The 23,093-nt window shown below is 63.5% G+C and carries 20 protein-coding genes and 1 pseudogene; 15 read left to right on the top strand and 6 right to left on the bottom strand.

The genetic code is table 11. The features are described from left to right. Positions 1-62 precede the first annotated feature (62 nt). The 3 genes and pseudogenes from DSM43276_RS20325 to eccA all read right to left on the bottom strand — a co-directional run bounded on the left by DSM43276_RS20325 (position 63) and on the right by eccA (position 3,695). Positions 63-623: a hypothetical protein gene (locus DSM43276_RS20325; RefSeq protein ID WP_078328144.1), complete on the bottom strand. Its 561-nt coding sequence runs from the start codon at positions 621-623 to the stop codon at positions 63-65. Then, a pseudogene (locus tag DSM43276_RS20320) lies at positions 620-1,786 on the bottom strand (MinD/ParA family ATP-binding protein); the annotation flags it as partial. The pseudogene DSM43276_RS20320 and the gene DSM43276_RS20325, both read right to left, overlap by 4 nt. Positions 1,787-1,880: 94 nt before the next feature. Beyond that, complete coding sequence (gene eccA, locus DSM43276_RS20315; RefSeq protein ID WP_078328143.1) at positions 1,881-3,695, bottom strand: type VII secretion AAA-ATPase EccA; 1,815 nt, start codon at positions 3,693-3,695, stop codon at positions 1,881-1,883. A gap of 149 nt (positions 3,696-3,844) precedes the next feature. Between eccA and DSM43276_RS20310 the strand changes: the two genes are divergently transcribed. From DSM43276_RS20310 to DSM43276_RS20260, 11 genes are all read left to right on the top strand, one after another. Next, positions 3,845-4,222, top strand: coding sequence for a hypothetical protein (locus DSM43276_RS20310; protein ID WP_234879380.1), 378 nt, complete (start codon positions 3,845-3,847; stop codon positions 4,220-4,222). Positions 4,223-4,263: 41 nt separating this feature from the next. After that, positions 4,264-4,644, top strand: a complete 381-nt coding sequence (locus DSM43276_RS20305) for a YbaB/EbfC family nucleoid-associated protein (protein ID WP_078307834.1) — start codon at positions 4,264-4,266, stop codon at positions 4,642-4,644. An 83-nt stretch (positions 4,645-4,727) separates the two neighbouring features. Then, positions 4,728-5,042 (top strand): hypothetical protein, encoded by a 315-nt coding sequence (locus tag DSM43276_RS20300; RefSeq protein ID WP_057964170.1) that lies wholly within the window; start codon positions 4,728-4,730, stop codon positions 5,040-5,042. Between the two features lie 83 nt (positions 5,043-5,125). Further along, positions 5,126-6,472 carry a hypothetical protein gene (locus DSM43276_RS20295; RefSeq protein ID WP_078328129.1) on the top strand — a complete coding sequence of 449 codons (1,347 nt, stop codon included), beginning with the start codon at positions 5,126-5,128 and terminating at the stop codon, positions 6,470-6,472. 41 nt (positions 6,473-6,513) lie between these two features. Beyond that, a complete protein-coding gene (locus tag DSM43276_RS20290) occupies positions 6,514-6,801 on the top strand; it encodes a PE family protein (RefSeq protein ID WP_078328128.1) in 288 nt (95 codons plus the stop codon). A 42-nt stretch (positions 6,802-6,843) separates the two neighbouring features. Beyond that, complete coding sequence (locus tag DSM43276_RS20285; RefSeq protein WP_078328127.1) at positions 6,844-7,932, top strand: PPE domain-containing protein; 1,089 nt, start codon at positions 6,844-6,846, stop codon at positions 7,930-7,932. After that, on the top strand, positions 7,929-8,741 hold the full coding sequence (locus DSM43276_RS20280; RefSeq protein WP_078328126.1) for an ESX secretion-associated protein EspG: 813 nt from the start codon (positions 7,929-7,931) through the stop codon (positions 8,739-8,741). Before DSM43276_RS20285 ends, DSM43276_RS20280 begins: the two co-directional genes overlap by 4 nt. A gap of 88 nt (positions 8,742-8,829) precedes the next feature. Further along, a complete protein-coding gene (locus tag DSM43276_RS20275; RefSeq protein WP_157896013.1) occupies positions 8,830-9,432 on the top strand; it encodes a hypothetical protein in 603 nt (200 codons plus the stop codon). Between the two features lie 517 nt (positions 9,433-9,949). Continuing rightward, positions 9,950-10,789 (top strand): hypothetical protein, encoded by an 840-nt coding sequence (locus tag DSM43276_RS20270; RefSeq protein ID WP_078328124.1) that lies wholly within the window; start codon positions 9,950-9,952, stop codon positions 10,787-10,789. 13 nt (positions 10,790-10,802) lie between these two features. Next, entirely contained in the window at positions 10,803-11,591 is a 789-nt protein-coding gene (locus tag DSM43276_RS20265; RefSeq protein ID WP_136629134.1) for a hypothetical protein, read from the top strand. Positions 11,592-11,742: 151 nt separating this feature from the next. After that, positions 11,743-13,119, top strand: a complete 1,377-nt coding sequence (locus tag DSM43276_RS20260) for a hypothetical protein (RefSeq protein ID WP_157896012.1) — start codon at positions 11,743-11,745, stop codon at positions 13,117-13,119. Here the strand turns inward: DSM43276_RS20260 and DSM43276_RS20255 are convergent. The 3 genes from DSM43276_RS20255 to DSM43276_RS20245 are packed head-to-tail and all read right to left on the bottom strand — an operon-like array spanning position 13,116 to position 15,739. Beyond that, the gene (locus tag DSM43276_RS20255; RefSeq protein WP_078328121.1) at positions 13,116-13,904 is read right to left on the bottom strand and encodes an ESX secretion-associated protein EspG; all 789 of its coding nucleotides are present in this window, start codon (positions 13,902-13,904) and stop codon (positions 13,116-13,118) included. The genes DSM43276_RS20260 and DSM43276_RS20255 overlap by 4 nt on opposite strands. A gap of 36 nt (positions 13,905-13,940) precedes the next feature. Further along, a complete protein-coding gene (locus DSM43276_RS20250) occupies positions 13,941-15,335 on the bottom strand; it encodes a hypothetical protein (RefSeq protein WP_136629132.1) in 1,395 nt (464 codons plus the stop codon). A 41-nt stretch (positions 15,336-15,376) separates the two neighbouring features. Continuing rightward, positions 15,377-15,739: a hypothetical protein gene (locus DSM43276_RS20245; protein ID WP_078328118.1), complete on the bottom strand. Its 363-nt coding sequence runs from the start codon at positions 15,737-15,739 to the stop codon at positions 15,377-15,379. Positions 15,740-16,098: 359 nt separating this feature from the next. Between DSM43276_RS20245 and DSM43276_RS20240 the strand changes: the two genes are divergently transcribed. From DSM43276_RS20240 to DSM43276_RS20225, 4 genes are all read left to right on the top strand, one after another. Next, the gene (locus DSM43276_RS20240) at positions 16,099-16,362 is read left to right on the top strand and encodes a hypothetical protein (RefSeq protein ID WP_078328117.1); all 264 of its coding nucleotides are present in this window, start codon (positions 16,099-16,101) and stop codon (positions 16,360-16,362) included. A 28-nt stretch (positions 16,363-16,390) separates the two neighbouring features. Continuing rightward, positions 16,391-16,900 (top strand): YbaB/EbfC family nucleoid-associated protein, encoded by a 510-nt coding sequence (locus DSM43276_RS20235; RefSeq protein WP_078328116.1) that lies wholly within the window; start codon positions 16,391-16,393, stop codon positions 16,898-16,900. Positions 16,901-17,008: 108 nt separating this feature from the next. Continuing rightward, positions 17,009-17,296 (top strand): hypothetical protein, encoded by a 288-nt coding sequence (locus DSM43276_RS20230; RefSeq protein WP_078328115.1) that lies wholly within the window; start codon positions 17,009-17,011, stop codon positions 17,294-17,296. A gap of 92 nt (positions 17,297-17,388) precedes the next feature. Then, a complete protein-coding gene (locus DSM43276_RS20225) occupies positions 17,389-23,091 on the top strand; it encodes a putative adhesin (RefSeq protein WP_157896010.1) in 5,703 nt (1,900 codons plus the stop codon). The last annotated feature ends 2 nt before the right edge of the window (positions 23,092-23,093 follow it).

Genomic DNA, 23,093 nt, shown 5'->3' with positions numbered 1-23,093 from the left:
CCGGCCCTCCGCAAGTCGTAAACGCCGGGGTCGGAGACGAATGGCGCGGCTCGCTGTGTATGTCAGCCGACGAGGCGTTTGCACAGCGCACTCATGTTGTGTGCGGCGGTGCGGGCGGTGGTGATGGAGTCCCCGCTGGACTCGTCGAAACTCCGATAGGCGGTGGCCAACGCGGCCAGCGAACTTACGGTTGTTTGAGAAGTCAGCGTCAGGATCTCGGCGGCACCGGGTGTAATGCGCTGCTTCAGCGCGTCGGCGGCCTGCTGGAATAGATCACCGGCGTGCATAACAGCGCTCACGTGCTCCGGATTGTTGCGCACCGCGGGATCAAGGATGCTGGTTCCCTCCGGGATTGCCGTGAGCGCGTCAGCCGCGTCGTTGATCAGTTTGCCGGAAACGTCCCAGCCTTCACAGGTCTGACGATTAGCCCGCTCAAGGGGCTTTGCGGCGGTCGGCGCGGAAGGCTCCGGGGTCACGGTGACTGTAACTGCCGCGGCGGTGCGCTCACGCGTCAATATCGTGGCGCCTACCCCGACCGCTGCGCCCACCAGCACGCCCGCACTCGCAGCCGCGACGATCCCTGGCCAGCGGCGTGGTGCCCGGTACAGCTTGCCCGCATTCATCGACGCCGCCTTTCGGTTGACCAGCCTGACGCGTTCCACTCGTCACGTTTGTTCGGATGAGAGAAGCCGTCGGCCACCGAGGCGGCCAGTTCGAGGAAGGCCTGCCGCGCTTTCCACCCCACTAAGTCGAGGACCACTTCGGAGCCCTGCGCGAGATGGTCATCGTAGGGGATGACGTGCACAGCGCGGGCGCGGGTCAGGAACTGGCGGGCCAGCAGGTCGATATCGACAGACACTGCGCCCGGTCGGGCGGCGCTGACGGCCACGACCGCACCTGGTACCAGGTGGGCGTGACCGTTTTTGGACAGCCAGTCCAGGGTGGCCAGGCCGCTGCGGGCGGCGTCGATCGCCGGAGAAATCACCAGCACCAGTGCATCTGCCTCATCGAGTACTCCGGCCATCGCCGAGTGCACCAGCCCGGTACCGCAGTCGGTGAGGATGATGTTGTAAAACCGCTTCAACGTTTGCATGACGGCCCGATAGTCGGCCTCGGAGAACGACTCGGATGTTGCGGGGTCTCGCTCGGAGGCCAGGATCTCCAGTCGGCTGGAGTTCTGTGAAGTGTGCCGACGGATATCGGAATAGCGAGACAGGCGCTCGTCGAGTAGCAAATCTCGCACGGTGGAGTTGCTCTGTTTCGGCGCGCGCTGTGCGAGGGTGCCAAAGTCAGGGTTGGCATCGACGGCGATGACCCGGTCGCCGCGGACAGCGGCGAATGTCGACCCCAGCCCGACCGTGGTTGTGGTCTTGCCGACTCCGCCCTTCAACGAGAGCACGGCGATGCTGTAGTCGCCGCGCACGGGTTGGTTGACCCGCGCGGTCAACCGCTTGTGACTATGTGCCTTGTCTGATTCTCCCGGGTTGATGCCGGTCATTCGGTGAATAGCCCTGCGCCAGCCGCGTTCTGGGGCCGCCTGAACGCGCCGGATCAGGCCGAGTTCACCGGGGGTCGGCAGCCGTGGCTGCCGGGTATCCGGCGAACCGGACGGGTTTCCGCGGTCGGCGGTCGTGAACGCCGTCGCCACTGGCTCAAACGTGGGCGGTGCCTGCGGTGGTGCTGTCGGTGGGGTAAACGGTGACTGGCGATGCGGCGGTGCTACAGGCGAGGTAGGCGGTGGCTGACGCTGCGTCGGGACTGTCGACGAGGTAAATCGTGGTATCCGCAGCGGCATGGTGTCGGCGTCATCTGGCTGCGCGCTATGGCCGGACAGTGGCCCACGGGAATTGTCGAAATTACTCACTGTCGGCTCCGATGGCTCAGTCGCGCTTCAGCATGGCCAACGCGTTTTTGAGGGCAGCCCGCATGTCCACAGCGTCGATGCGCATCAGCTCGGCTTCGTCAAGGTCCTCCAGTGCGGCCTCGTGTTCTTCGGCGAGCCGGTGTTCCCGTTCTTCCTCGGCGGCCTCGATCACATTTCGGACGAAGCGCCCGTTGCCTGCCAGGTCGATGCCCCGCCGAGTCTGGCCGGAGTCGTCGGCAGAGGTGGTTTCGTAGAGGGCCTCGCACGCCTTGACCAGCTCGTCGCACGCGGGTTCGGACAGCTCGGAGTCGCGTCGTTGCGCGGTGAGTCGAGCGATGTCGCCCAGTTCGGCCGGGTTGTAGGAGTCGAAGCGTATGCGTTTGGTGAACCGCGATGCCAGGCCCTCGTTGGACGCTAGGAATCGGTCGATCTCTGCGTCGTAGCCGGCAATGATGACGACCAGGCGGTCGCGGTCGTTCTCCATCCGGGCCAGCAGGGTATCCACCGCTTCCCGACCGAAGGCGTCGCCGCCGGAAAGCCCGGTCTGGATCAGTGTGTACGCCTCGTCGATGAACAGCACGCCATCCATCGCGGAGTCGATCAACGCAGACGTTTTGATCGCGGTACTGCCCAGGTGCTCGCCGACGAAATCGCTGCGCTTGGCCTCGACGACGTTGGGCGTCTTGAGCAGCCCCAGCCCGCAGTAGGTCTGTGCTACCACCCGGGCGATGGTGGTCTTGCCAGTCCCAGGCGGTCCGGTGAAGATCAGGTGCAGGCTGCGCGATGCGGCACTGAGCCCCTTATCGCCCCGGACCTTGGCAAGCTTGGCTGCCGACCTCAGCTTGGCCACCTGGAGCTTCACATCGTTGAGACCGATCTGGCGGTTCAGTTCCTCCTCGGCCTCACGCAGGTATTTGTTGCTGCGTTCGGCGATGTCGTCCGCGTCGTCAGTGTTCTCGCGTGCGGTGCTCGGATCCCACTTGTCGGTGCGAGAGTCGATCGATTCCTTGGTGCTGATGATCAACCGATACTTCGGGTCGTGCAGGGCGGCCGCGTTGGCCTCGAACCCGGGATCCTCGCTGTAGATGCGCTCGAAGATGATCCGGGCTTCCGGTTCCTTGCCCATCTCGCGCAGTGTCAGGCCCTTACAGAACTCGGCTGCCTGCCGCGCTGCGGGGATCGGTCCTTCAATCGCCTGGTCCAGGCGCCGGATACCTTCGGCGAACAGGCCCATCTGGGCGCACGCCGAGCCGACCATCAGGTGCGCGCCCGCTGCCAGGTACTCGTCGGTGAACACCGCGGAGTGGGCCAATGCGGAGAGCACATCTGGCCAGCGCTGGGTGGTGAAATGCAGTACCGCACGGACATAGGCGCAGATCTCGGCGGCCTCGGTATCGCCACCGGGCATCGCTTTACGGGTGGCGTCGAGCTCGTTGAGCACCCTCTCGGCCTCGCCGTAGTCCGTACCCTGGATCAGTCCCGCCGCGTAGGCCAGCCCCACCTCGGTGAGTGTGCTCAGGCCGTAGTCGAGATACAGCCCGGTCTGGAAGCGCCCAGCGAGGGCGTTGCGAGGCAGGCCGAGGCGACGCTGGTCACGTCCAAGGTTGGCCTTGCTGGTGCGGTACAGGTGGTAGAAGACCTCAGGGGTGGTCTCACCGGCGGCCGCACGGCCTAACCACGCGTCGCTCATCTCGGGGTCGTACTCAGTCGCCCGCTTGAACGCCATGCCCGCGTATTGCACGTCGCGGTCGGTCTCCAAGCCGTCGATCGGGATCCCCAGCGATAGCACGCCAGCATCGAACACCCGTTGTGCGTCCCTCGACCCACTCATCGGCTGGTTATCCTTACTTCGTCAGTGACGTTCTGTGACAACAGAATTCCCGGCACAACCAAGGAGATCGGTTTTCCGTGGCGCCCACCCATTTTGCATTCCCCTTGTATTGCTAGCACGGCTCAGAACATTGTACTAACTTTGGCCGCATGCCAGCCCATAACGTCACACCGCCGCCAGGCGCGGGCGCGGGTACCCGCGCCCGCCAGGGCCGTCAGGGTGCCGCGCGGTCGCCCAGCGGCAGCATTTCAGTGGTCACGACTGAGCAGGGTCTACCGGTAGCTCTCAAGATCGATCCACGCGAGCTGAAAAAGTCGCCGCAGCATCTGGCGAACGAGATTCTCGCGCTCTGCCGTCTGTCCGGCATGCGTGCCCAGGTGGCCCACCGCCGTGAGATGCAGGCGCAGGGCATTGACCTCCCGACGATCGAAATCATGGGCTTGGCCACCGAATCCGACGTGGTAAACGCCGAGGAGCGCATATTCGGTGACGAGGACATGCCCGACAGTTGGATGCGCTCGGTATGAGCGCCCCAGGCACAAGCCTTGCAGCGTCTTTGCTCGCTCGGGTGCGCAAGCAGCGCGACCTCATGCAGTCCCTCGCCGAGCACACCGCCGCGGTGAGTGTGCGGGTGACCAGTCGCGATCAGTCGGTCAGCGCCGAGGTCGATGCGCACGGTGCGTTGTCCGGGCTGTGGCTGGGCCCCTCCGCGGCACGATTGGGGGTTGATGCGTTGGCAAAGCTGATCGTTGACACTGCGCAGGAAGCCGCGCGCCTCGCCATGGAGCGGCATGCTTTTCTTTTCAACGAGTTCAATACCCGGATGGCCGAGCTAGAAAAAACCCCTTTGACCTGCTGGGATGGCAGTACCTTCGTGCCCGGCGAGGATCCGGACGCAGAAAAAGATGCCCGAGAAGTTGCCGGGTCCCCTAAGGATCCGGCAAAATAGTAGCCAGAACATCCGCTGGGGGAGTTATCGTTGCTGTCAGGAGGGGCGGGGCTCGCCCTTTGGCCGTATTTCAGGAGGGAATCATGACCGAAGATTTTGAGGCACAACCCGCGTATATGTCCGCAATGCAATTGGCGCAGGAGGGCGTTTCCACGGCGATCACCACCGCATTCTCCGTGGTCACGCCTGGCGCGCTGTCCGGATTTGCCAGCGCGATCGGGCCGCTCGGCGTCGCCAACGTGATTCCGGCCTTCTTTGCGTCGACGAGCAGCAACGTCACCAGTGGGCTGGGGACGGCTGTCAACCATGCACTGCTGGGTACGTCGACAGAGGTCGCCCAGGCCGGCTACGTCAAGGTTGACGAGGGCGCTGGTTCCGGACCGACGACTGCCGTCTGACCGGCGAGATCATGGCCGTCACCAACCCAGAGGGACAGGTACCCCCGGGTCCTGTAGGGCCCCTTTCGCCCATGCAAGGATCCATGGGCGCGGCACCCGCTGCGGGTGGCGTCGTTTTCGACCCGACGCCGCACCTCAACGCTCTTGAGCACGGGCTCAAAGACTGGCTGAACAAGCCAACCCGGAACATTCTGGACGAACTGAATCTGAATCCGTCCGATCGGAACGCCCAGGACCGCAACGCCCAGGATCAGGCCGCCGCCGATGCGGGTGGGGCCGGGGGTGGGGACATGGTTTCCGGGCTGATGTCGCCGATGCTCGAGATGCTCGGCACGCTGGGTACCGGGATCTTCCAGGGCCTTAATCCGCAACAGATGTTCCAGCCTATGACCCAGGCGTTCCAGCAGGGTGCGCAGAGTCTGCAGGGCTTGATGGGGCAGATGGGGCAGGGCGGCAGCGGATGGGCGGGTGCCGGTGCAGCCGGGACTGCGGCCAAGACCGCGGAGACGCTGGGTAACGGTGCGGCTGTGTCGGCGCAAGGCGCGGCACTCGGCGGGCAGGGGATGACAGCCGGGGCCGACACGTCTCAGGGCTACACGCGGCTGCTTGAACTCATCCAAGAGACCCAGCATCGACTCGAGGCGTTGTCCGGCGGAATTCCCTTTACTGCTCCAGAGATGGGCGAAACGGCTGGCTCCGCGACGGCGCGCGCGGTCGAGATCGTCACCGAGTTGGAAACTGCGCTCACCGCACAGTCGGCCAACATGACGGCCACGGGTGCGCCGGTGGCGCTCGCTCAGGGCCCAACCTCCATGATGAGCATGATGGGCCCGATGATGCAGATTGCGATGAGCATGATGGGCCCCGCGATGCAGATGGCCACCATGCCGTTGACGATGGGTACCCAGTTGCTGACCCAGGGGGTCCAAGGGGGTGTCAAGGCCGCCACCAGCATGGCGCAGGCGATGGGGAAGGAAGGCGCCGGCAAGGGCGTGAGTGCAGCCGCCAAGGGACTGTCGACGGCTGGGCTGGGTTCTGCGGGTGCCGCCAAGATCGGTAGTGGCGGGGCCGGTATCGGTGGTGGCGGTTCGGCGGGAACGCTGGCGGCGCGCGCCTTGCCGTCGGCAGTGTCGACCAACCTGGCAGGTGCGAGTGAGACGGCTCCCGCGGCGCAGTCTGCCGCAGTGCGGGGTGCGGGCATAGTAGCTGCGGGCTCCGGCGGCGCGGGCATGATGGGCGGCGGCGCTCCGATGGGCGGTGCGGGCGGCCGCGGTGCCGGGGCCGGCAGCGGCGATCATTCCGCGGCGACCTTCCTACACACGAGTGATCAGGGTGGTGAGATCGTTGGCGATCTGGGCACCGTCACACCTGCGGTGATCGGCGAAAACGATCCCAACGCCGAGGTGGACATAGAACTGCGTATTACCTGAGAAAACCGCATCAATCAGACACCAATCAGAGGGGTAATGAAATGGCCGACATAAGAGATATCAAGATCCAACCCGGCGAAGTGGGCGATGTCATCAAGCGGCTTGACGAGCTTGCCGGCCGGGTTGACGCCGTTCTGAAAGCCGAGTCGCCGCATCTGACCACGGTGGCACCGGGCAGCGACGAAGTGTCCCAGCGTGTCGCACGGACGTCTAATGCCGTACACGAGTCTTTCGGTAAGGCTGCGGCCTTGGGTTCCACCGAGATTCGTGAGGTAGCCGCGACGCTCCGGGCGCACTCGGGCAAGATCCAGGAAACCGATCTGGCTTGATCAGCCGTGAATTCGAGCTAGGGACGGGAAGGGGGTAACGGCATGGGGTTCACCAATGTGGTGTGGGAGTCGCGGAGCGCTGAACAGCTGGCTCGTGACCTCACAGACGGACCTGGCCCAGGTTCAGTCGGTGAGGCGGGCGCTGCGTGGGTTCGGGTTGCCAACGAATTGGCCCGTGTGTCGACCGATTTCGATGTGATCGTCGAACGGTTCAAGGCATCATGGGATAGCGGGGGGTCGGATGCGGTTTCGCAGAAGCTCGTCGAATTCGGCCGCTGGATCCAGTCGCTTGCGCTGAACGCTGCCGGCAATGGGCAGAAGATCGAGGAAGCCGCGGTGGCCAACACCGTCGCGATCCTGTCGATGCCAAGCGTGTCAGATGTCGTGGAAGCCAAGGCTTCTGCGGACATGATGGCCTCACTTGGCGCATATAACGGCGCGATTCTCGACGGTAAGTTTGCCGAGCTCGAGGAGGCAGCCACCGCTCAGCAGGCTGATGCCGCCGCGGTCATGATCCGCTACGAAGAGGCTGTCGCCGAGTTTGCCGAGCCATGGGAGCAGCTGCCGCCGCCCCAGGTGGTCAAGGGTGACGCGCTCAAGGCCGAGAAAGAAGGCAAGTCCGAGGGCAAGGGCGGCGGCGGCAGAGGCGGCGGTGGCGGTGGCGGCACTGCGAGGCCATTGGCGCCCATGGCTGCGTCGCCGATCAAGAACAGCGAAGCCGCGAAGGACTTGAAGAAGACGCCATTCGGCAGTGGTGCGGGGAGCAGCAGCGGCGGTATGGGCCGTGGCGCCATGGGTCCCATGGGCATGATGGGCAGGGGTGGCAGTCAGGACCGCGAGCACGAGTCAATCCGTCCGGCAGAGTCACTGGAAGGTGGCGGTGAGCCGGGTGCGCGCCTCTCGGAAGTGAGCGGGTCGTCGTGGCTGCCAGCTGCGCAGCAGAGCGATGCACCGTTCACCGTGGCGAACGTAAGTTGGGGCCCCAACACTGCCATCTTTGATGAGTTGGCTACGCCGGAACCCACAGCCGAGAGCTTTGCCGAAGAACCTGCGCGCACACTGCAGCAGGTTTCTGATCGCTGGGTGGCGCCGCCGGTGATCGGAGCCGACGACAAGGATCCGGTCCGGTGACAGCCGTGCTCGACTCCCGGTTCAACGTCAGCGAAGACGAGTTGCGGGTTGTCGCGCAGCGGGTGGGGATACAGAGTCTGCCCGCGGTGTTGGCGATTCGGCTACGGCACAGCACCGATGAGGCACTGGACGCGGCGATCGATCGTGCGACCGGGATGCTGGTTTCACGTGGTCTGGTTGTCGACGGCGTAGTCGCTGACGAGTTTTTGGAGCTGCTGCAGGTGCTGCAGCGGCCCGACCGGGAGCTGGCCATGCGGTTGGTTACGCCCGACGGTATTTCCCGGGTCTCGGTGGCGCGCCGTGGTACCCGGGTGGTGACGGCACGGCGGATCGGCGACGATATCGAGCTGCGGGGGATTGCGGGCGAGGCCAGGCTCGACGCTGCGGTGGCGGCGTTGGTCGCTGAGCTGCCGCGGTCGGAGGCGGCGCAAATCACCCCGGTAGGTGCCCCGCAGCAGGAGATGCGCGAGCGGCTCACCGGCACACACGATTCGGCGGAGCTGGCCGACCGTATTCGGGCGCTCGGCGCCGATTCCCAGACCGCGATGCTGCTCGGATCGGCGCTCGGATCCCGCGCGGCGTTCGCCGAGATCGTCTACTACGCACTGTCGGCCGAGGATGACCGCATTGCGCGGGCGCCGGCTGCGATCGGCATCTTCTACACCAAGCGCGGTCGGATTGTCGGCGCGCCAAGCACCTCACCCAATGGACAGATCTGGTCTACCCTCAAGCCGGGTTCAGATCACACGATCGGGCAGGCAGTTCGCCAGTTGGTGGAGCTGTCCGATGAAGGATGGGGGACAACGTAAATCGCGACGATGGATCATTTCCGCACGTAATCGACTGACAACCAACCAGTATTCAGATCACAGAAGTTAGGGGAAATACATGGCTCCCGTGAATATCAATGTACCGGGGATCAAGAGTGCGATGGAGAGCGTGCACACGTGCCTCGAGGACATGCTCGTGCAGTTCAACAAGATGAATGAGGCTCTTGACACTGTGGCGAACGCTCACAAGAGCGAAAACTCGCATGCGATTCAGCAGGACGTTCTTAAGATCGACGAGGATCTCAGGGAAGCCTACAAGGCTATGAAGGAGACTCATAGCGAGGTTTATCAGAAGGGGAATGCGCTGCTACAAAGGGCGGGCGAGGCTCCGATAGCAGAGCCTGACACCCCCGCGCCATGGGCAGCAAGAAGTCCGGGCGGAAATAACGGTGACGACATCGTCTACGACCCGCAGGCCCTGGCGCATTACGAGGAGGCGCACGCGTCCGCTCAGCAGGCCGGAACGATCGTTACGGAAATCAACGATCTGTTCCAGAACAAGATCCCTGCCGCATTCGACAGCCAGGCCTCGACGTCGATCGTGAAGCACCAGGGGGAAATCACCTCAAACTTTGAGGAAGCGCACCAAGGCTTGCTGAAGTTGCTGGGCGAAACCGCCCCGGGTGAGATGGACGAGCTGTTCGCGCTCGACCGGCAGCTGGGCAGCTAGTCAAGATGTGCTGCGTCGGGCCCCGGTCGGGGCTCGACGCAGCGCTTACTATTCTTTTGCAGGGCAGAACCTAGCGTCGGTGTCTGGACAGCGACACCTAGCTCATATCTCGGCCGCCCGCGAGGCTCTGGGCGATTTGACCGCCAATTAGGCGCCCGATGTTCGACCATCCTCCGGTGGAGGAAACCGTGAACATTTTTACTCTGTCTGAATACGACATCAAAATTAGGCGAGTTGTTCTGCTCTTGAACGAGTGATACCGGCGGGCTATGGAGAGCCGGGGCCATTTCCCCCTAGGCAGCCACGGCCGCTCATGCTTGCACTCGGTGACACGCGCTAGGACCGACGGCCACAGTCGGGCGTGATGGATAACACGGTAAAAACGTGCTCAACCCGTTCGCGACCACCTTGTCTGGCGGCTGCTCCGCAGTAGAAACCGTACAAACGAAGGAAACGCAGAAACGCCCCTCACGAGATAGACGAGCTCCGGGTGCCAGGGGCGGGCTAGTCTTGATCAGTGTCCGGAGACGGCAGCGGTGGTCAGGTGGTGGGTGATCGCGCCTTGATTGAGGATGCGGTCACGTTGTTGCTGGAAGGGGTGCCAGCGGGGTGGACGCATGTGCACGGTGAGTTCGACCCTTTGTGTAAGCCTGCGCTGGCAGCGGTGTCGGTGGTGACGCCCCATGGACAGTCTTCGTCGATAGGTGTGCCGGCGGGTGTGCTGGGGGTGTTGGCCGAGCATCAGCGTCGGGCGGCGGCGGCGGGGGTGCCGTGGCGGCGGTTGATCCTGGATTGCCATTCTGACGGGCGATTGGCGGTGCGTTCCGAGCCGACGGGCGCGCCATCGCGGCGGCTAAGGCCAAGGCGATGGTTGATTGCGGTGATGGCTGCCTTAGCGGTGGGGTGTTTAGCCGCGGCGGCGATAGTGTTCGCAGCCAGTTGGCGATGGGCCCCCCCGCCGCGGGTGGAGTTGATGTCGTTGCCGGATCCGCCGCCGCGTCAGCAGGAATCGTTCGAGGTAATCGGCAAATGGTACGAAGCGCAGAACCGAGGCGATGTTGTGGGGATGTGGGCGGTAACCTGCGCGAACCCCAGCGCCGCAGTGCGCGATCGGATCGCCGGGGTCGCCGAGCGTTCAGGGTTGGTGTTTCCGGACGCAATCGTCGCATTCAGTGACCAGGGCGGGCAGGTGTGGGCCGGGGTGGTATTGCGTATCCGGCCGCTGGACGATGCGATGAAGCTGGATGTGGAACGGGCGCAGCGGGAGGATAACGGCTATTTCGGTGGGCAATTCACGTTGCTCGATGAGGCAGGCGGGCTGAAGATCTGTGACCAGCCGACCGGACCCCATGAGTGAGGAACGGCCACCCGTGGGTGATGTTCAGACCGACACTCGAGCGCTGATCGAGCGCGCGGTGACTATTTTGACGGCGGACGCACCGCCGGGATGGAAACGGCTGCGGGCGGAATTCGATCTGGAGTCGACGCCGGTAGCAGCACGGGGGCAGGTGACGCACGCTTCTGGGGCGGCGCCGCTACTAGTACCGGCGGGGGCTGTTGACCTGGTGATCGAATATCGTCGGCGCGCAGCGGCCGGCGCACCTCGTATCGTGGTCGAGTATGACAACACTGGGGCGCTGGCGGTGCATGCCGATCCGCCGCACCGCGCCGCATCGGGCAATCGTCGGCGCTGCGGTGCGCTGGCGATCGGTGTTTCGGCGGCGTTGACAGTGGCCTCGGTGGCTGTGCTACTGGTGGCGATCCAGGGGCGCGATCGGGGGGATGGGCCGACTCTGCGGGCGATGGTAGCCAACGAATCGATGTCCGACGAGCAGGCCCGCGCAATTTCGGAGACCACAATGCTGGTCTGGCTGCGGGAACGCAACGAGCGGCATCTGGCGAATTTGGAGGCGTTGTCGTGCTCTGATCGCCAAGGTACCGTCGCTCGCGAGGTCGAGGCGGTCAAGAATCACGATCCGGTGGCCAAGGAGCTACGCATCGTCGCCTTCGGGAATTTTTTTCGGGACGGCCCGGCATGGTTGCTCAACACCCATTTCGAGCCCACCCGGTTTCCGCATACCCGAAGCGTCATGACCTTCATGAGGGTTCAGGACGGCGTATTGCGGGTCTGTGCTTTTGGGCCGACGACGATACCCTGATGCAGATGTCGACAATCATGGAGTGCGGGCAGGGACGGCAGTGACAGGTTCGGTACCGCCAGGCGGTTTTCGATGGGTAGAGTCGGCCGAGCCGGCTCCGGGCAACGCAGACTCACTGCCGCCCGCACCACGGCGGCCACGCAGATGGTGGGTGTGGGGGGCCATGCTGGTGGTGGTCGCTGTGGTCGTTGCGGGTATCACGGCGATAGTGCTGCTCAGAACAAGAACCCACGCCCGGGGAGAGCCTTCGCAGCAAGCGCTCATCGGTACACCCAAGGACATGCTGATTTCTTTTCCGCTAAGCCGCCAGCCGGTGCCCGGATGGCGGCTTAGCTCCGCCGATATCGGCCTGCCCGCCGGTGTCGAGGTGGGAGAGTTGTTCGCCGCGATCGGCGGTAAAGCCTATTTTGTGGCCAAGCAGTGCGGCCCTGGCTGTAGCGATCCGAGGGGCTGGGTGTACGGGGTCGACACCGCGACGGGAGCCCGGTTGTTTGCGCCGGTACCGTTGGCCGGGTTCTTCGGAACCGCGGATCAGTGTTACAGCAATGGTCCCAGCACCGCTGTGTGTGTGAATTTGGACTGTTACGCCCCGTTCTGCAAGGACTTGCAGCGGGTGTGGGTCGTCGACCTGCAAAACGGCAGTCTGAGCTTCAGCGGCCCCACCGATTTACACACGTACGGCAGCGGCCTCAGTGAACAGACAGTGGTACCGGTAGGAAATCACCTGGGCGAGACCCGACTGGTGGCGGCCGTCAAGGGTAAGGGTGTGTACGGCTTGGGACCGCACGCCGAGTTCACCTGGTTCCTGCCCGGAACCGGAGAAGTAACCCAGCCCTGGGACAGCGAGGTACAAGATCTCCCGCCGCTGACCCTCGCCATCCAAAACCCTGATCTGTCGAATCCCGCGACGATCGGAGTGACTCGGATCTTCTCGGTCGATGGTGTGGATCTGACTCCCGCCCCGCCCGACGGAACCCGCCTCGTGGAGGCCACCGTGTATAGCGGTGGTTTCGCCTACGAAATGGAGAAAGGCACCCAGCGGTGGACGGCCTTTTATGACACCTCCGGCAAGCTCATCCACGAAGAACCCGATAACGGTCGCTTGCAATCGAATAGGGCGATGCCAACGCTGCTGCAGGGCGCCAGTTTCAACATCTACACCGCCGCGGGCAAGTTAGCTAGCCAGATACCGAGTAGCTCGGCGAGGCATTTTCGCACGATCGGCAGTAAACTTTACGCCGAAGACCCGGAGAGCTACAGCGACGAAAAGTGGCAGCAGTGGGACCTGCTGACCAACGAGCCAGGTCCTACCTGCGCCGCCCACCTTGGCGGATCCTATGTCGGCTCGGACGGCAATATAATCATCACTCGGGACGGTACCGATCCGCGTTTCCTGGCTTACGATCCAACGACTTGTCAGACCCTTTGGCAAACTCCGGATTACACCATGCTCTGGAAAGTCGGAAACGGCCTGATCCAGCGCAATAACCCGGCCGATAGCATCATGTCGCTACAGCAACCCCGCTAGCTCCTATCGCGGTATCCATCCCGAGACTCCCGCACCGCCTGCACGTCGGCCGCGATGAGTTCATCGATACGCGTGGCCAGGTTGCGGGTGGTCAGCGGCGTCAGATGGCTATAGTCCGGCGTATAGATATACTCGCCGTCACCTTCGATCCGCACCCACACCACACCTCGGGTGTGGCGATCGAATCCCCATTCTCGCGCTGGCCGCCAGTGACTCTGTACGCGGCCTAACACCACCGCATGCGAGCGTGGCGCCACCTTGACATCCGAGGTCTCTACCTTGTGACGAATACCGACGGTGTCCCCGTCGCTGTCGGCTAAGCGCGGCGGATCTGGCGCGTATTCGGGGATGTTTAGCTTCGAATGGGAGCCGGGCCTAGTCAGCGCACTCCACCCGGCGAGTGCCGCACCTAATTCGAGAGGAGAGACGCTGTACACCTCGATGACGTCATCGTCGGGTTTTTGTGTCGCCAGATACCCAAGCGGACCCGACCGGTGCGCTACGAGCCGGACTCTTGGCGCGTCACGGCGATCGATGGTGCATTCCACGCGTAGATCGGCATTCACATAGGTGGCGAACCATTGCTGGATACCGTTGTATTCAGAGTGATTGATCCGGTCGAGCATTGCCGCTGCGTAGCCGCGGTACGCGTCGTAGTCCGCGAACGGCGACGGCCGCGTGTGTGCGAACGGATGTGGTAGGAAATCGCGGCCATGGAACTCACTCAGGGCCTCTACGCCGAACGTTTCGATACTTCCTACCCGATTGAGCCCCACCCGCTCCACGCGGCCACCACCCTTTCTGTGATTTCTGGCCGGAAGTTAGGTTGTTTTGGTGGGGGGTGGTTCTTTGGGTTCTTCGCCGATGACTTGGACGACGGCGTCGCTTTCGGCGATGACGCCGTGTTTGTCGTGTCGGAGTGCTTTGGCGGCTTTGTGTATTTTGTCACCGCCTGCACCGCCGCGTTGTCCGGCGGCGGGGGCACCGGAGCCGGCAGCCCCGTTGGCGCCGGTGTTGCTCAGACTGGCACGGGAAACGGGGGTATCGAGTTTGGTGGCTGCGACCGTCCGGGCAGCCGGGTTGGCCGCAGCCAGTCCCTTGCCTGATCCGGCACCGCCGCCGACTCCACCGCCCTTGCCACCGCCGACGCCGACTCCACCGGCGGGTTTAGCCCCCGCGAGGCCGTTGGATCCCAAACCCAGCAGACCTTCGGGGTTATCTTTGCCACCTGGTTGGCCTTTGAGGAGCTGGTCCAAGGCTTGCTGGGCGGCCTGGGCGCCTTGCTGCCCTGCTTGTTGCGCGGCTTGGGCTGCTTGTTGGGCGGTGTTGCCGGCTTGTTGCGCCGCTTGCTGCGCGGCGTTGGCCGCACCGTTTTGTGATGACTGGTCGGTACTGGGCGTCTTGGTACTGGGCGTCTTGGTCGAGGGGATATTAGGGATCTGTGGAATCGAGGGTATACCTCCGCCTGGCCCCGGCCCCCCGCTCGCCAGCGGGTTTGTAGGCGGCCCACCGGGCGACGGATCCGCCTGTGGTGGAGTCGCTTGTACATCAGGCTGATTGCCGTTGACAGTATTAATCATCGGATTATAAAAATTGTGAATCAGGGCGCGCGCTCCGGCATCGAACTCTTTCAAGTTGGCGTCCTTGGATGGATCGTCGTCCGGAAGCTTCAGGTTTTGATTATATGAATCTTCACTCGTTACGAAGTAAGTCCGGCTGTCTCCGACAGTAGTGCGGAATATGTTGACTAGGTAGTCCATGCGGTGTGCTGCATTAGCAAGTTTTGTGACGCCAGGAGCTGCGTCGTTGATCATGGTGACGAGTTTTTGCACCGTGTGTCCAGAGAGGCTTTGTTGGCTGTTCTTGGCGGTGTTCAGCCATTCGCCGATCTTGGTTCCGGCGGCATCCAAAGCCTCACCGGCTTGCTTCCACAGTTGGAATTGATTCACCGCGATATCTTCGTTCGCAGGCTTGAGCGCATCTAACCCCTCCTTGAAGAGGTTGATGTGCTCCAACGGAGAAGCCTTGGGGCTCGTACTCCCGTCAGTCTGAAGATTCTTCTCCAGACTCGGTAGCATGTGCGTATTGATGAAGCTATTGGTACTGCCCCGACCTAGATTGACATTGCCATTAATAACTGGCGTATCCCAGGAATTCGTCGCGTTGGGTGCGTAGCCGTCGTTCCCTGGAGTCCAAAACCGGTCGCCGGGTGCCATGTATGACCTCGCTCTCGCGGTTGACGTGCGCTATACGCTGGTCAGCGCTGGCCGGTTTGCGCGGGCAGCTGCTTGACCAAAGCCGCCTGCATCAGATCCTGAAATGATTGGGCAAATTCCTTAAAATCTTTGAGGCTGTCCCGAAAACCATCCGCGCTTGTGTTCACATTATTTGCGGTCGTGATCGCTGAGGGGAACTTGCCCACCACCCCGGGATTGATCTTCAAGCCGGCCGTCGAGGTGGTGGCCGTATCGAGCTTCGCGAGGATCTCACCCATCTTGGACATCAGAACGCTGATAACGCCCGGGTCGAGGGCCACGATGTCGTCGGGCACACTGGTTTTCCACTGCTGCAGCTGATTCGTCCAGCCCGCCACATCCTCATTCGACGGTGGATTTCCCATGTCTATTTCCCCTCACCTCGTCGGATGCGCCTAGGATAGCTATTGCGAGTCAGCGGCGCTAGCTGCCGCTTCTCAAACGCTCCGTGTCCTGGCCGGACAAGCCGCTCCAACCCGGGTGCCGCCGGACCGGTTGGGCTTGCCGCATCAGCTCGCCCGTCATCGCCAGCCCTCTGCTTTGGGCTGACCATCTGCACCTCATCGTCGACGTCGGCTGTTGTCGTAGTTCCTGTCTTTCCGGCCACCATGGCCCTTACCTTCAGGCATACCTAGCCTAGTCGGCCACGCGCACCAAAGTTCGGGAACTTCGGAGTGCGACGCTATAGACTGGCCGCAGCCCAGGGCGGGCAAACGGAGGGGCGATGAAGTTCGACGACACCTACTTTTCCAAGAAGGACAGGTACTCCCTCGGCGTCGAATCGACCTCGGGCCGCTACTACGCGTCGATACCTGTGAGTAATGGAATCGTCGACTACGAAGAGTATTACGAACTCAGCCCTGCTCAGTACCACGAGTTCCTGGTCGACTGCGCTGCGGCACTTGCATTCGTCGAAGCGTGCCGTCGCCACGAGTGTGATGGGTTGCTCTTACAGCAACCGGGCGGTAACCGCGGGACGCCGGTTTAACACGAGACACCGAGGAGTTGTCGTGGGAATGTTCGACGGCCTGTTCCAGGATTCGGATGATGTCGATCTCGAAACGATCATGTCCGATATGGACAAGGCGCTGGGCGCCATAGCCGAGTCCGCTCAACGGATGGCCATAGAGACCGCCGATGCTCGATCCAAGGACGATTTGGTGCGGGTGTGGGTGAACGCGCAGGGGATCGTCGTAAAAGTCGAGGTCGATGACGAGGTGTTCGCCGGCGCCACCAGCACCCAGGTGGCGGACTCGATGTTAGAGGCTACTCAGGCTGCGGCGGCCAAGATGAACGACAAGTCGAAGGTATTTCAGGCCGACATCTTGAAGCAGACGTCGGCTCTCGGGGCAGGCATACCGGGTGTCGGGACCATGGGGACGATTGACGACTTCGCCAAACTGCAACCGACCGTGCCTCTCTCGCCGCCCAATTCGCGGGAACGCCAAGCTATGGCACAGCAGCTCGATGACGGCGATGGGAGTGGAGATCCGGAACCGCCGATGACGGTGTTCCATCACCGGTAACCACCAAGGCCATGGGCTTCGAAAAACCGAGTAGGAACCTCCTTCCCACGGGGGATGTCGTAGTCTATTAGCTACGACTCGTATTCAGGCAGGGGCAAGGAGATCACGATGGCCGATAAGTTCGAGTTCAGTCAGGGGCCAGCCCGGGCGGGAGCCACCAAGTGGGCTGAGGCTGCCAGGAGCGCATCGGCAGCGGCCACAGGGGTTGGAGGGTTGACCGATTCGCCGTGGAGCAACGATAAAATCGGCGCTGCGTTCGCCGAGAAGTTCGACCCCAACCGTGCACAAGCCATCAAGAATGTGCAGGATCTGGCCAAAGGCCTGGGGACAATCGAGCCAAACCTCACAGCGGCGATCAATTCCATCATCGCCCAGACCGGCGGCGAGGCCGGCTAAACTCCCCGCGAATTGGTCTGATCGCGGTATTACGCTGCACCGCGAACCTCATTGGCGCAGTGGTCGGGGATTGCTGAGGGGGACATTCTAGGATGAGTCAGGGTCTCCCAGGTCCCCTGAATGGGATACTTGAGGTTCTTGTCGGGATGCGGTATCCCGATGGTGACGAGGATGCTTGTACCGAGCAGGCGAACCAGTGGCGTAAATTTGCAGCGGACCTGAAGGCACTCGAAGACGTCGTTAAAGATGGGCGGCAGTTGGCCCTGGAGGGTTTCTCCTCCGGCGAGTACCACGAAAAGCTAGTCCGGCTGTTCCAGGACATTCCAGGCGATGTCAGCAAAATGGTCGGACAGCTGAATGCGATAGCTGACAGCGTCGATAACGTCGCGAATACGATCGATGACACCAAGACTACGTTCTGGATCGCACTTACCGCGTTGGCCGCCACCATCGCAGCTACAGCTTGGTGGACCTTTGGCGGCGGTGCGGCGGTGGCGGCGGCTGCGACTCGCGTCACACTTCTCGCAGCCTTGCGGTGGGCCGTTTCGCGCGTGGTAGGCGAGGTCGCCACGAAGGTCATCGTTGCGATTGCGGCGCGGATTCTCGAAGGTGCTTTTGCGGGCGTTGTCGGGGCGATCGCGGGCGACCTCACTTCACAGGGTTTGCAATTTGCCACTGGTACGCACCCGCCGGGTGGATTCAACTGGGGCGAGTTCGGCAAAGCGGTGGCGGGCGGGGCGGTCATGGGCGCGGTTGCTGCGCCGATCACGGGTCTCGGTGCGAACTTCAAACTTGGCAATCCGCTGGCGAACGGCGCCAAGGACTTTGGTGTCAGCACCGTCGCAAACACCCTCGGCGGGCTGGCCGCGCAGCCAATCATGGGTGAGGAATTCAACCTTGGGAAAGCCTTCGCCCAGGGTGTTGCCTTCGCCGGTGTCGACGGTGTCAGCGGCTACCGTCACCCCACACATGCCGACGGTTCCACTGGCTACCGTGACGTCAGTGAGGTACATCCGGCTGCCTCGGACAGGTCCAGTTCGACGTCACCGGCGCCCGCCGAGGCCCGCGCCACTTCCACCGCGCAGGTCACCGGTTCGCGTGACGCGGGTGCGCCGTTGGGATCGGATCCGCCGAAGGCCAGCGGCCCAACCGTCGCCGACCCGGGCGCCGGCCAGCACACCACACAGAGCACCCCGAACGGTCATACCGCGTCGAACCCAGCTGCCGCGCCGTCAGGCCCGCGTGCCGAGGCGGGGGCACCAAGTGCGCCAAGGGCCGAGAGCCCGCCATCCAACAGCAGCTCGACCAACACTCCGACCAACACCCCGACCGGAACCCGGGCGGGCGTGGTACCGACGGGTGCTTCCCCATCGGCAGCGCACCCCGTTAGTCCAGCCGCGCACGTTGCTGACAGCGCTGCGCGACCTGCCCCGGCGGCATCCACCACCGGTGATCGTCCGGTAGTGCCGGCCACCACCGGCGAGCCAACCCCACGAGCCCCTAGCAGCGAGGCAGTCGATCGCCCCGCACCCAGCAGCGAGGCCTCCGATCGCCCGGCGCCCGCCGCCGACCGGCCTGCCCCGGCCGGAGAGCAAGCCCAGCCCCGCCCGGCGAACAGCGGCGACCGCGCTGCAGAGCCTGCGCATGCTGCCGATACTCACCGCCAACCACCATCGGGCGGCGACCCTGTGCAGCCCCGCTCGCTGCGCCCCGACCACGTCGGCGTCGAGCCCACCGCATCACCAAGCAAGAGCGGCCTGCCAACAGAAGCGCCGAGGGCACCCAGCGAACCGTCGGCGCCGGCCGACCGACCCGCCGCGCAACTGGAGTCGCCTAAACTCGATGGGCAGCAGCTCGTCCCGCGGTCAGCCGATGATCTTGCAGCCAGAACCCCGGTGGATAATCCGGCTGCCGCGCCCCGAACCGCATCCGACGGCCAACCGGCGGCGCCCAAAACGGCGCCGGACAACCAGCCCGCGGCGTCCCGGCCCACGCCCGAAAGCCAACCTGCGGCGCAGAAGGGTCCGGTACCACCGGAAAGTAAATCGGGGGCACGGCTTTCCGCTGATTCAGATGCCCACGCCGCCAAGCAAACCCCGGACTCCGAGGTGGGGCAGGTCGGCAAGCGAGACCCGGCAACGGCGGACCCCAAGCTTTCCGAATCGGCTGATCCCGCTGTGCCGGCGGTGGCTCCACCGGCGATGCCCGGCATCGGCGGTGAACCGGTGGCACGGGCACAGGAAGGTCGCGCTGGCGCTACACCGTCGGGAGCCAGAACCGCCGCCGATCCCAACAGATCGTCGGCTCGCCCCGGAGACCCCGGCGCCGCCGCAGAACCCAAACGCGCCGGTACTGACGACTCCGGGGGTGAGCAGCCTCGTGACCCCAATGAACCACTCGGCGACATTCCGATCAGTAAGGAAATGTCGGATGAGATTAGAGCGATGGAGAAGGGTGACCGTCCGCCCCCAGAGAGCTATCTGCCGCAGGAATACATCAAGCAGCATTTGGACAGATTCAGCGAGGGCGCCACTCGGTTCATGCCCGAGAGCAATCTGAACAAGTACGGGATTGCGCAGCGCGACGGAACTTCCTTCGTTATGCCTAAGGCCGAAGCCGATGCGATGCTCGCCCGAACCCAAGGCGATCCGCGGGCGATGGAGCGGGAACTGGGCCTGCCTGAGGGGTTCCTGGACTCTAACAAGCTGGTCCGCATCGACATCCCCGAACCGCACGACGCCAATGCGCGCATACCTTCGGGTAACGAGGCAGGCGCCAACGATCAGTGGCTTCCGGGCGGCAAGTTGCCTGACGGGGCGTCAGAAGCCGTCATCGACGGCGGCAAGCTGGGTCCCGATCGCTACACCGTGACAGACCTGGAGACTAAACCGGCAGTCGCAGCTGAACCGGACACCAAGCCACCCGCCCCGCCCGAACCAGCCCGCGCAGAGGGGGAGCGTTCGGAGCAGCCGCCCCGGCAAAGCGAATCTGACGCGCCGCCGCCTGGTATTGGCGAAGAAGCCAGGGCCGTTGACGGGCGCACAAAGGTCAGTGGCCACGGTACGTATAATCCGGAGAACGGCACGACCGTGATCCCCGAAGGCACGTCGGTCACGGTGTACGCCGAACATGGCGGGACCATCACTGACTCGCTGGGCCAACGGATCGAAACCGGTCAGGACGTTTCCGGCGTGTATTCGCGGACATACACCTCCGGCGAGCAGATGCCCAACTACACGCTGCACCCTCCCAAAGATTTGGACGTCCAGGGGACGCCCCACACCGTTGAGAGTCCGACACAGCTCAGCCACCTGCTCACTGAGAACATGGGACCGGTCGACTGGGCGGCATGCGTCGAGGGCGTATTCACCCCTGGCTATGCCGACGCACCCGGCAGGCATATGTCGTTCGGGGTTGACGGCATCGGCAACAAGATGACCGGGAACATGATCCACTACACGCAACCGGACGGCGGCAAGTTGGGATCCGGCCCGGAGACGAAACCGGCAGCTGCAGCCGAACCGGATACCAAGCCGCCCGTGTCCTCGGAGCCAGCTCGAACAGAGCGGGAGCGTTCGGAGCAGCCGCCCGCGGGCCGCGACTCGACACCGGAAGAGTCGGCGGCATCCCCGGGTCACGATCCCTCGGCCCGCTCCGAGTCGAGTGTTGGCAGCGACCCCAGCGAGGCCGGCCGGAACGTGGCATCGCATCCCGATGCCGAGCACGCCCGCGAGATAGCCAACGACGCGCTGTGGCGGCGGGATCCACCGGTTTCCCCCGATGAGATTCGACGTCAGCTGGGTAACGACCCGTTTGGCGAGCGGCGGTCAGCCGACAACGCACGTTGGTGGGAGCGCTTGGGTGGTGAAGAGCAACGTGCGTTGATCGACACCTACCCCCGTGAGATCGGCAACGCTGAGGGCATTCCGCTGTGGGCTCGTACTGAAGCCAGCACGCACGAGCTGACCCGACTGCACGACGAGTTGCAAGCCCGCAAAGACGCTGGGGAGCACCTCACCCGCGACGAGCGTAAAGAGCTGAAGCGCTACGAGGGAATCCAGCGAGCCCTTGATGACGCGCACAGTTGGGCACGGGAGCACGGCGGCGAGGTGAACATCCTGGCGTTTGACCCGCACGCTTTCGGCGGCGACGGTCGGATGGTTGTCAGCGTCGGCGAGAACCCCTTCCATGCGGATGCAGTGTCCTGGCACGTACCTGGCTATTCGACGACGATCGACAGCATTGGGGGCAATCTCGAAAACGCGAGGGCGCATCTGGAATCTGTTTGGGAGCAAGGCGGCACCAAGGTGTCGTCGATCGCGTGGATCGGCTATGACGCACCCCAAGGCATCAAGGGACTATGGGATGTCGCGCACACGAAACTGGCCAGCACCGGTGGTGACATCCTGCACGGCGACATCACCGCCTTCAACGCCGCGCGCGATGTGATCGCCGGGGATGGCAGCCACTTTTCCACCAACGACATATTCGCCCACTCCTATGGGACGACCACCACCAGCTTCGCTGGCCACGAGGCGAGGTTGGGCAACGAGGTGCGCAGCATCACGCTGGCCGGATCGCCGGGGGCGGGACCCCTCCACAAAGCTGCTGATTTCGGTGTCGGCGACAAGGTATTCGTCGCATCGTCCTCGCGAGACCCGGTCACCATGCTCGGTGGCCGCACCGCCGATTCGGCGGGGCGGTTTTTTGGGCGTGGTCTGGGTTTCGATCCTGCCATGGAAGGGTTCAAGGGGCAGCGAGTCACTTCCGAATTCCCCCAACATATGGATCATCTTCTCGGAAAAGACGGTACCGTCAGCACCCATACGGCCTACTACAAATTCGATCCGATCCTGGGCGGGCGTACTGAATCGTTGGCGAATTTCGGCCGCATCGGGGCGGGCCAGTTCGACCAGGTCCATCACGAGGCCCCTCGCACCGTTGACGACCGCCCCGGATGGAAGCCGGGTTGGCGCACCGACGAACCTGCAGCCGGTCGGCCTTTGCGGCTTGACGATGTCAGCGGTCAGTATTCATCGGATCGCAGGATCTGGGATCCGCGCTGGCATGATGGATACCGGGAGCCAGAGCCGGGGCAGGCGACTGCCGACAACGTCGGTAGCTCGCAACCCGCCGCATCCGGCGAGCACACTGGCGACCACTCGGGCAGTCCCGCTGCGCCCAACGCGAGCGAGCACCCGCTGCCACAGCCAGCGAAGGCTCCGGCCGTGGAAGGCCAAGACTACGGTCTATCGCCTCAGCATGCCTTTGAGCTTATGCAGAACCCTGCGGACGATGTAGCGCGCCTTCATGAAGGTGGCGTCCCCAGTACGGTCACCGACGGCTACGACCCACTCGCTGGCCGCACCATCGATCAGTTCGAACACGAATTCACAGTCCCTGGACGAGACGGAAATCCCCGATGGGACTGGGATGGACAAGCGCCCAACAATGGATTCGCCGGACCGCCCACCATTACCGACCGGATTCCTCAGGGATATCAGCTCGACCGACTCGGTTCCAATGGAGGCGGATTCATGGCAGATGAAGGCGCGCCACTGGCTATGCGCGCCATGCCACCAGGCGTAGCTAACCAGTACCACACATTCGAAGGCACCGGGAAACCAATACCTGATGGACTAGACTGGGAAGTGCACTACGGTCAGGCCAAGTCAGCTTTCGGTCAGCCAGGTGGAGCTAACCAATTGGCTGTCATCGACAGAGCCACTGGAGATCCAGTGCCGGTTGATCAGTTACTAAAGAACCGACTGATTCGTGAGACCACTGGTAGATGAGA

It is taken from the genome of Mycobacteroides salmoniphilum, from assembly GCF_004924335.1.
Taxonomy (GTDB): domain Bacteria; phylum Actinomycetota; class Actinomycetes; order Mycobacteriales; family Mycobacteriaceae; genus Mycobacterium; species Mycobacterium salmoniphilum.
Note: the sequence above shows the minus strand (reverse complement) of the source record. Positions and strands in the feature narration are given on the sequence as shown.

Coding starts and splice junctions, on each gene's coding strand:
- DSM43276_RS20230 (WP_078328115.1), top strand. CDS start 17,009: ATGGCCGATAAGTTCGAGTTCAGTCAGGGGCCAGCCCGGGCGGGAGCC.
- DSM43276_RS20235 (WP_078328116.1), top strand. CDS start 16,391: ATGTTCGACGGCCTGTTCCAGGATTCGGATGATGTCGATCTCGAAACG.
- DSM43276_RS20285 (WP_078328127.1), top strand. CDS start 6,844: ATGGGGTTCACCAATGTGGTGTGGGAGTCGCGGAGCGCTGAACAGCTG.
- DSM43276_RS20300 (WP_057964170.1), top strand. CDS start 4,728: ATGACCGAAGATTTTGAGGCACAACCCGCGTATATGTCCGCAATGCAA.
- DSM43276_RS20250 (WP_136629132.1), bottom strand. CDS start 15,335: ATGGCACCCGGCGACCGGTTTTGGACTCCAGGGAACGACGGCTACGCA.
- DSM43276_RS20325 (WP_078328144.1), bottom strand. CDS start 623: ATGAATGCGGGCAAGCTGTACCGGGCACCACGCCGCTGGCCAGGGATC.
- DSM43276_RS20225 (WP_157896010.1), top strand. CDS start 17,389: ATGAGTCAGGGTCTCCCAGGTCCCCTGAATGGGATACTTGAGGTTCTT.
- DSM43276_RS20310 (WP_234879380.1), top strand. CDS start 3,845: ATGCCAGCCCATAACGTCACACCGCCGCCAGGCGCGGGCGCGGGTACC.
- DSM43276_RS20295 (WP_078328129.1), top strand. CDS start 5,126: ATGGGCGCGGCACCCGCTGCGGGTGGCGTCGTTTTCGACCCGACGCCG.
- DSM43276_RS20245 (WP_078328118.1), bottom strand. CDS start 15,739: ATGGGAAATCCACCGTCGAATGAGGATGTGGCGGGCTGGACGAATCAG.
- DSM43276_RS20290 (WP_078328128.1), top strand. CDS start 6,514: ATGGCCGACATAAGAGATATCAAGATCCAACCCGGCGAAGTGGGCGAT.
- eccA (WP_078328143.1), bottom strand. CDS start 3,695: ATGAGTGGGTCGAGGGACGCACAACGGGTGTTCGATGCTGGCGTGCTA.
- DSM43276_RS20240 (WP_078328117.1), top strand. CDS start 16,099: ATGAAGTTCGACGACACCTACTTTTCCAAGAAGGACAGGTACTCCCTC.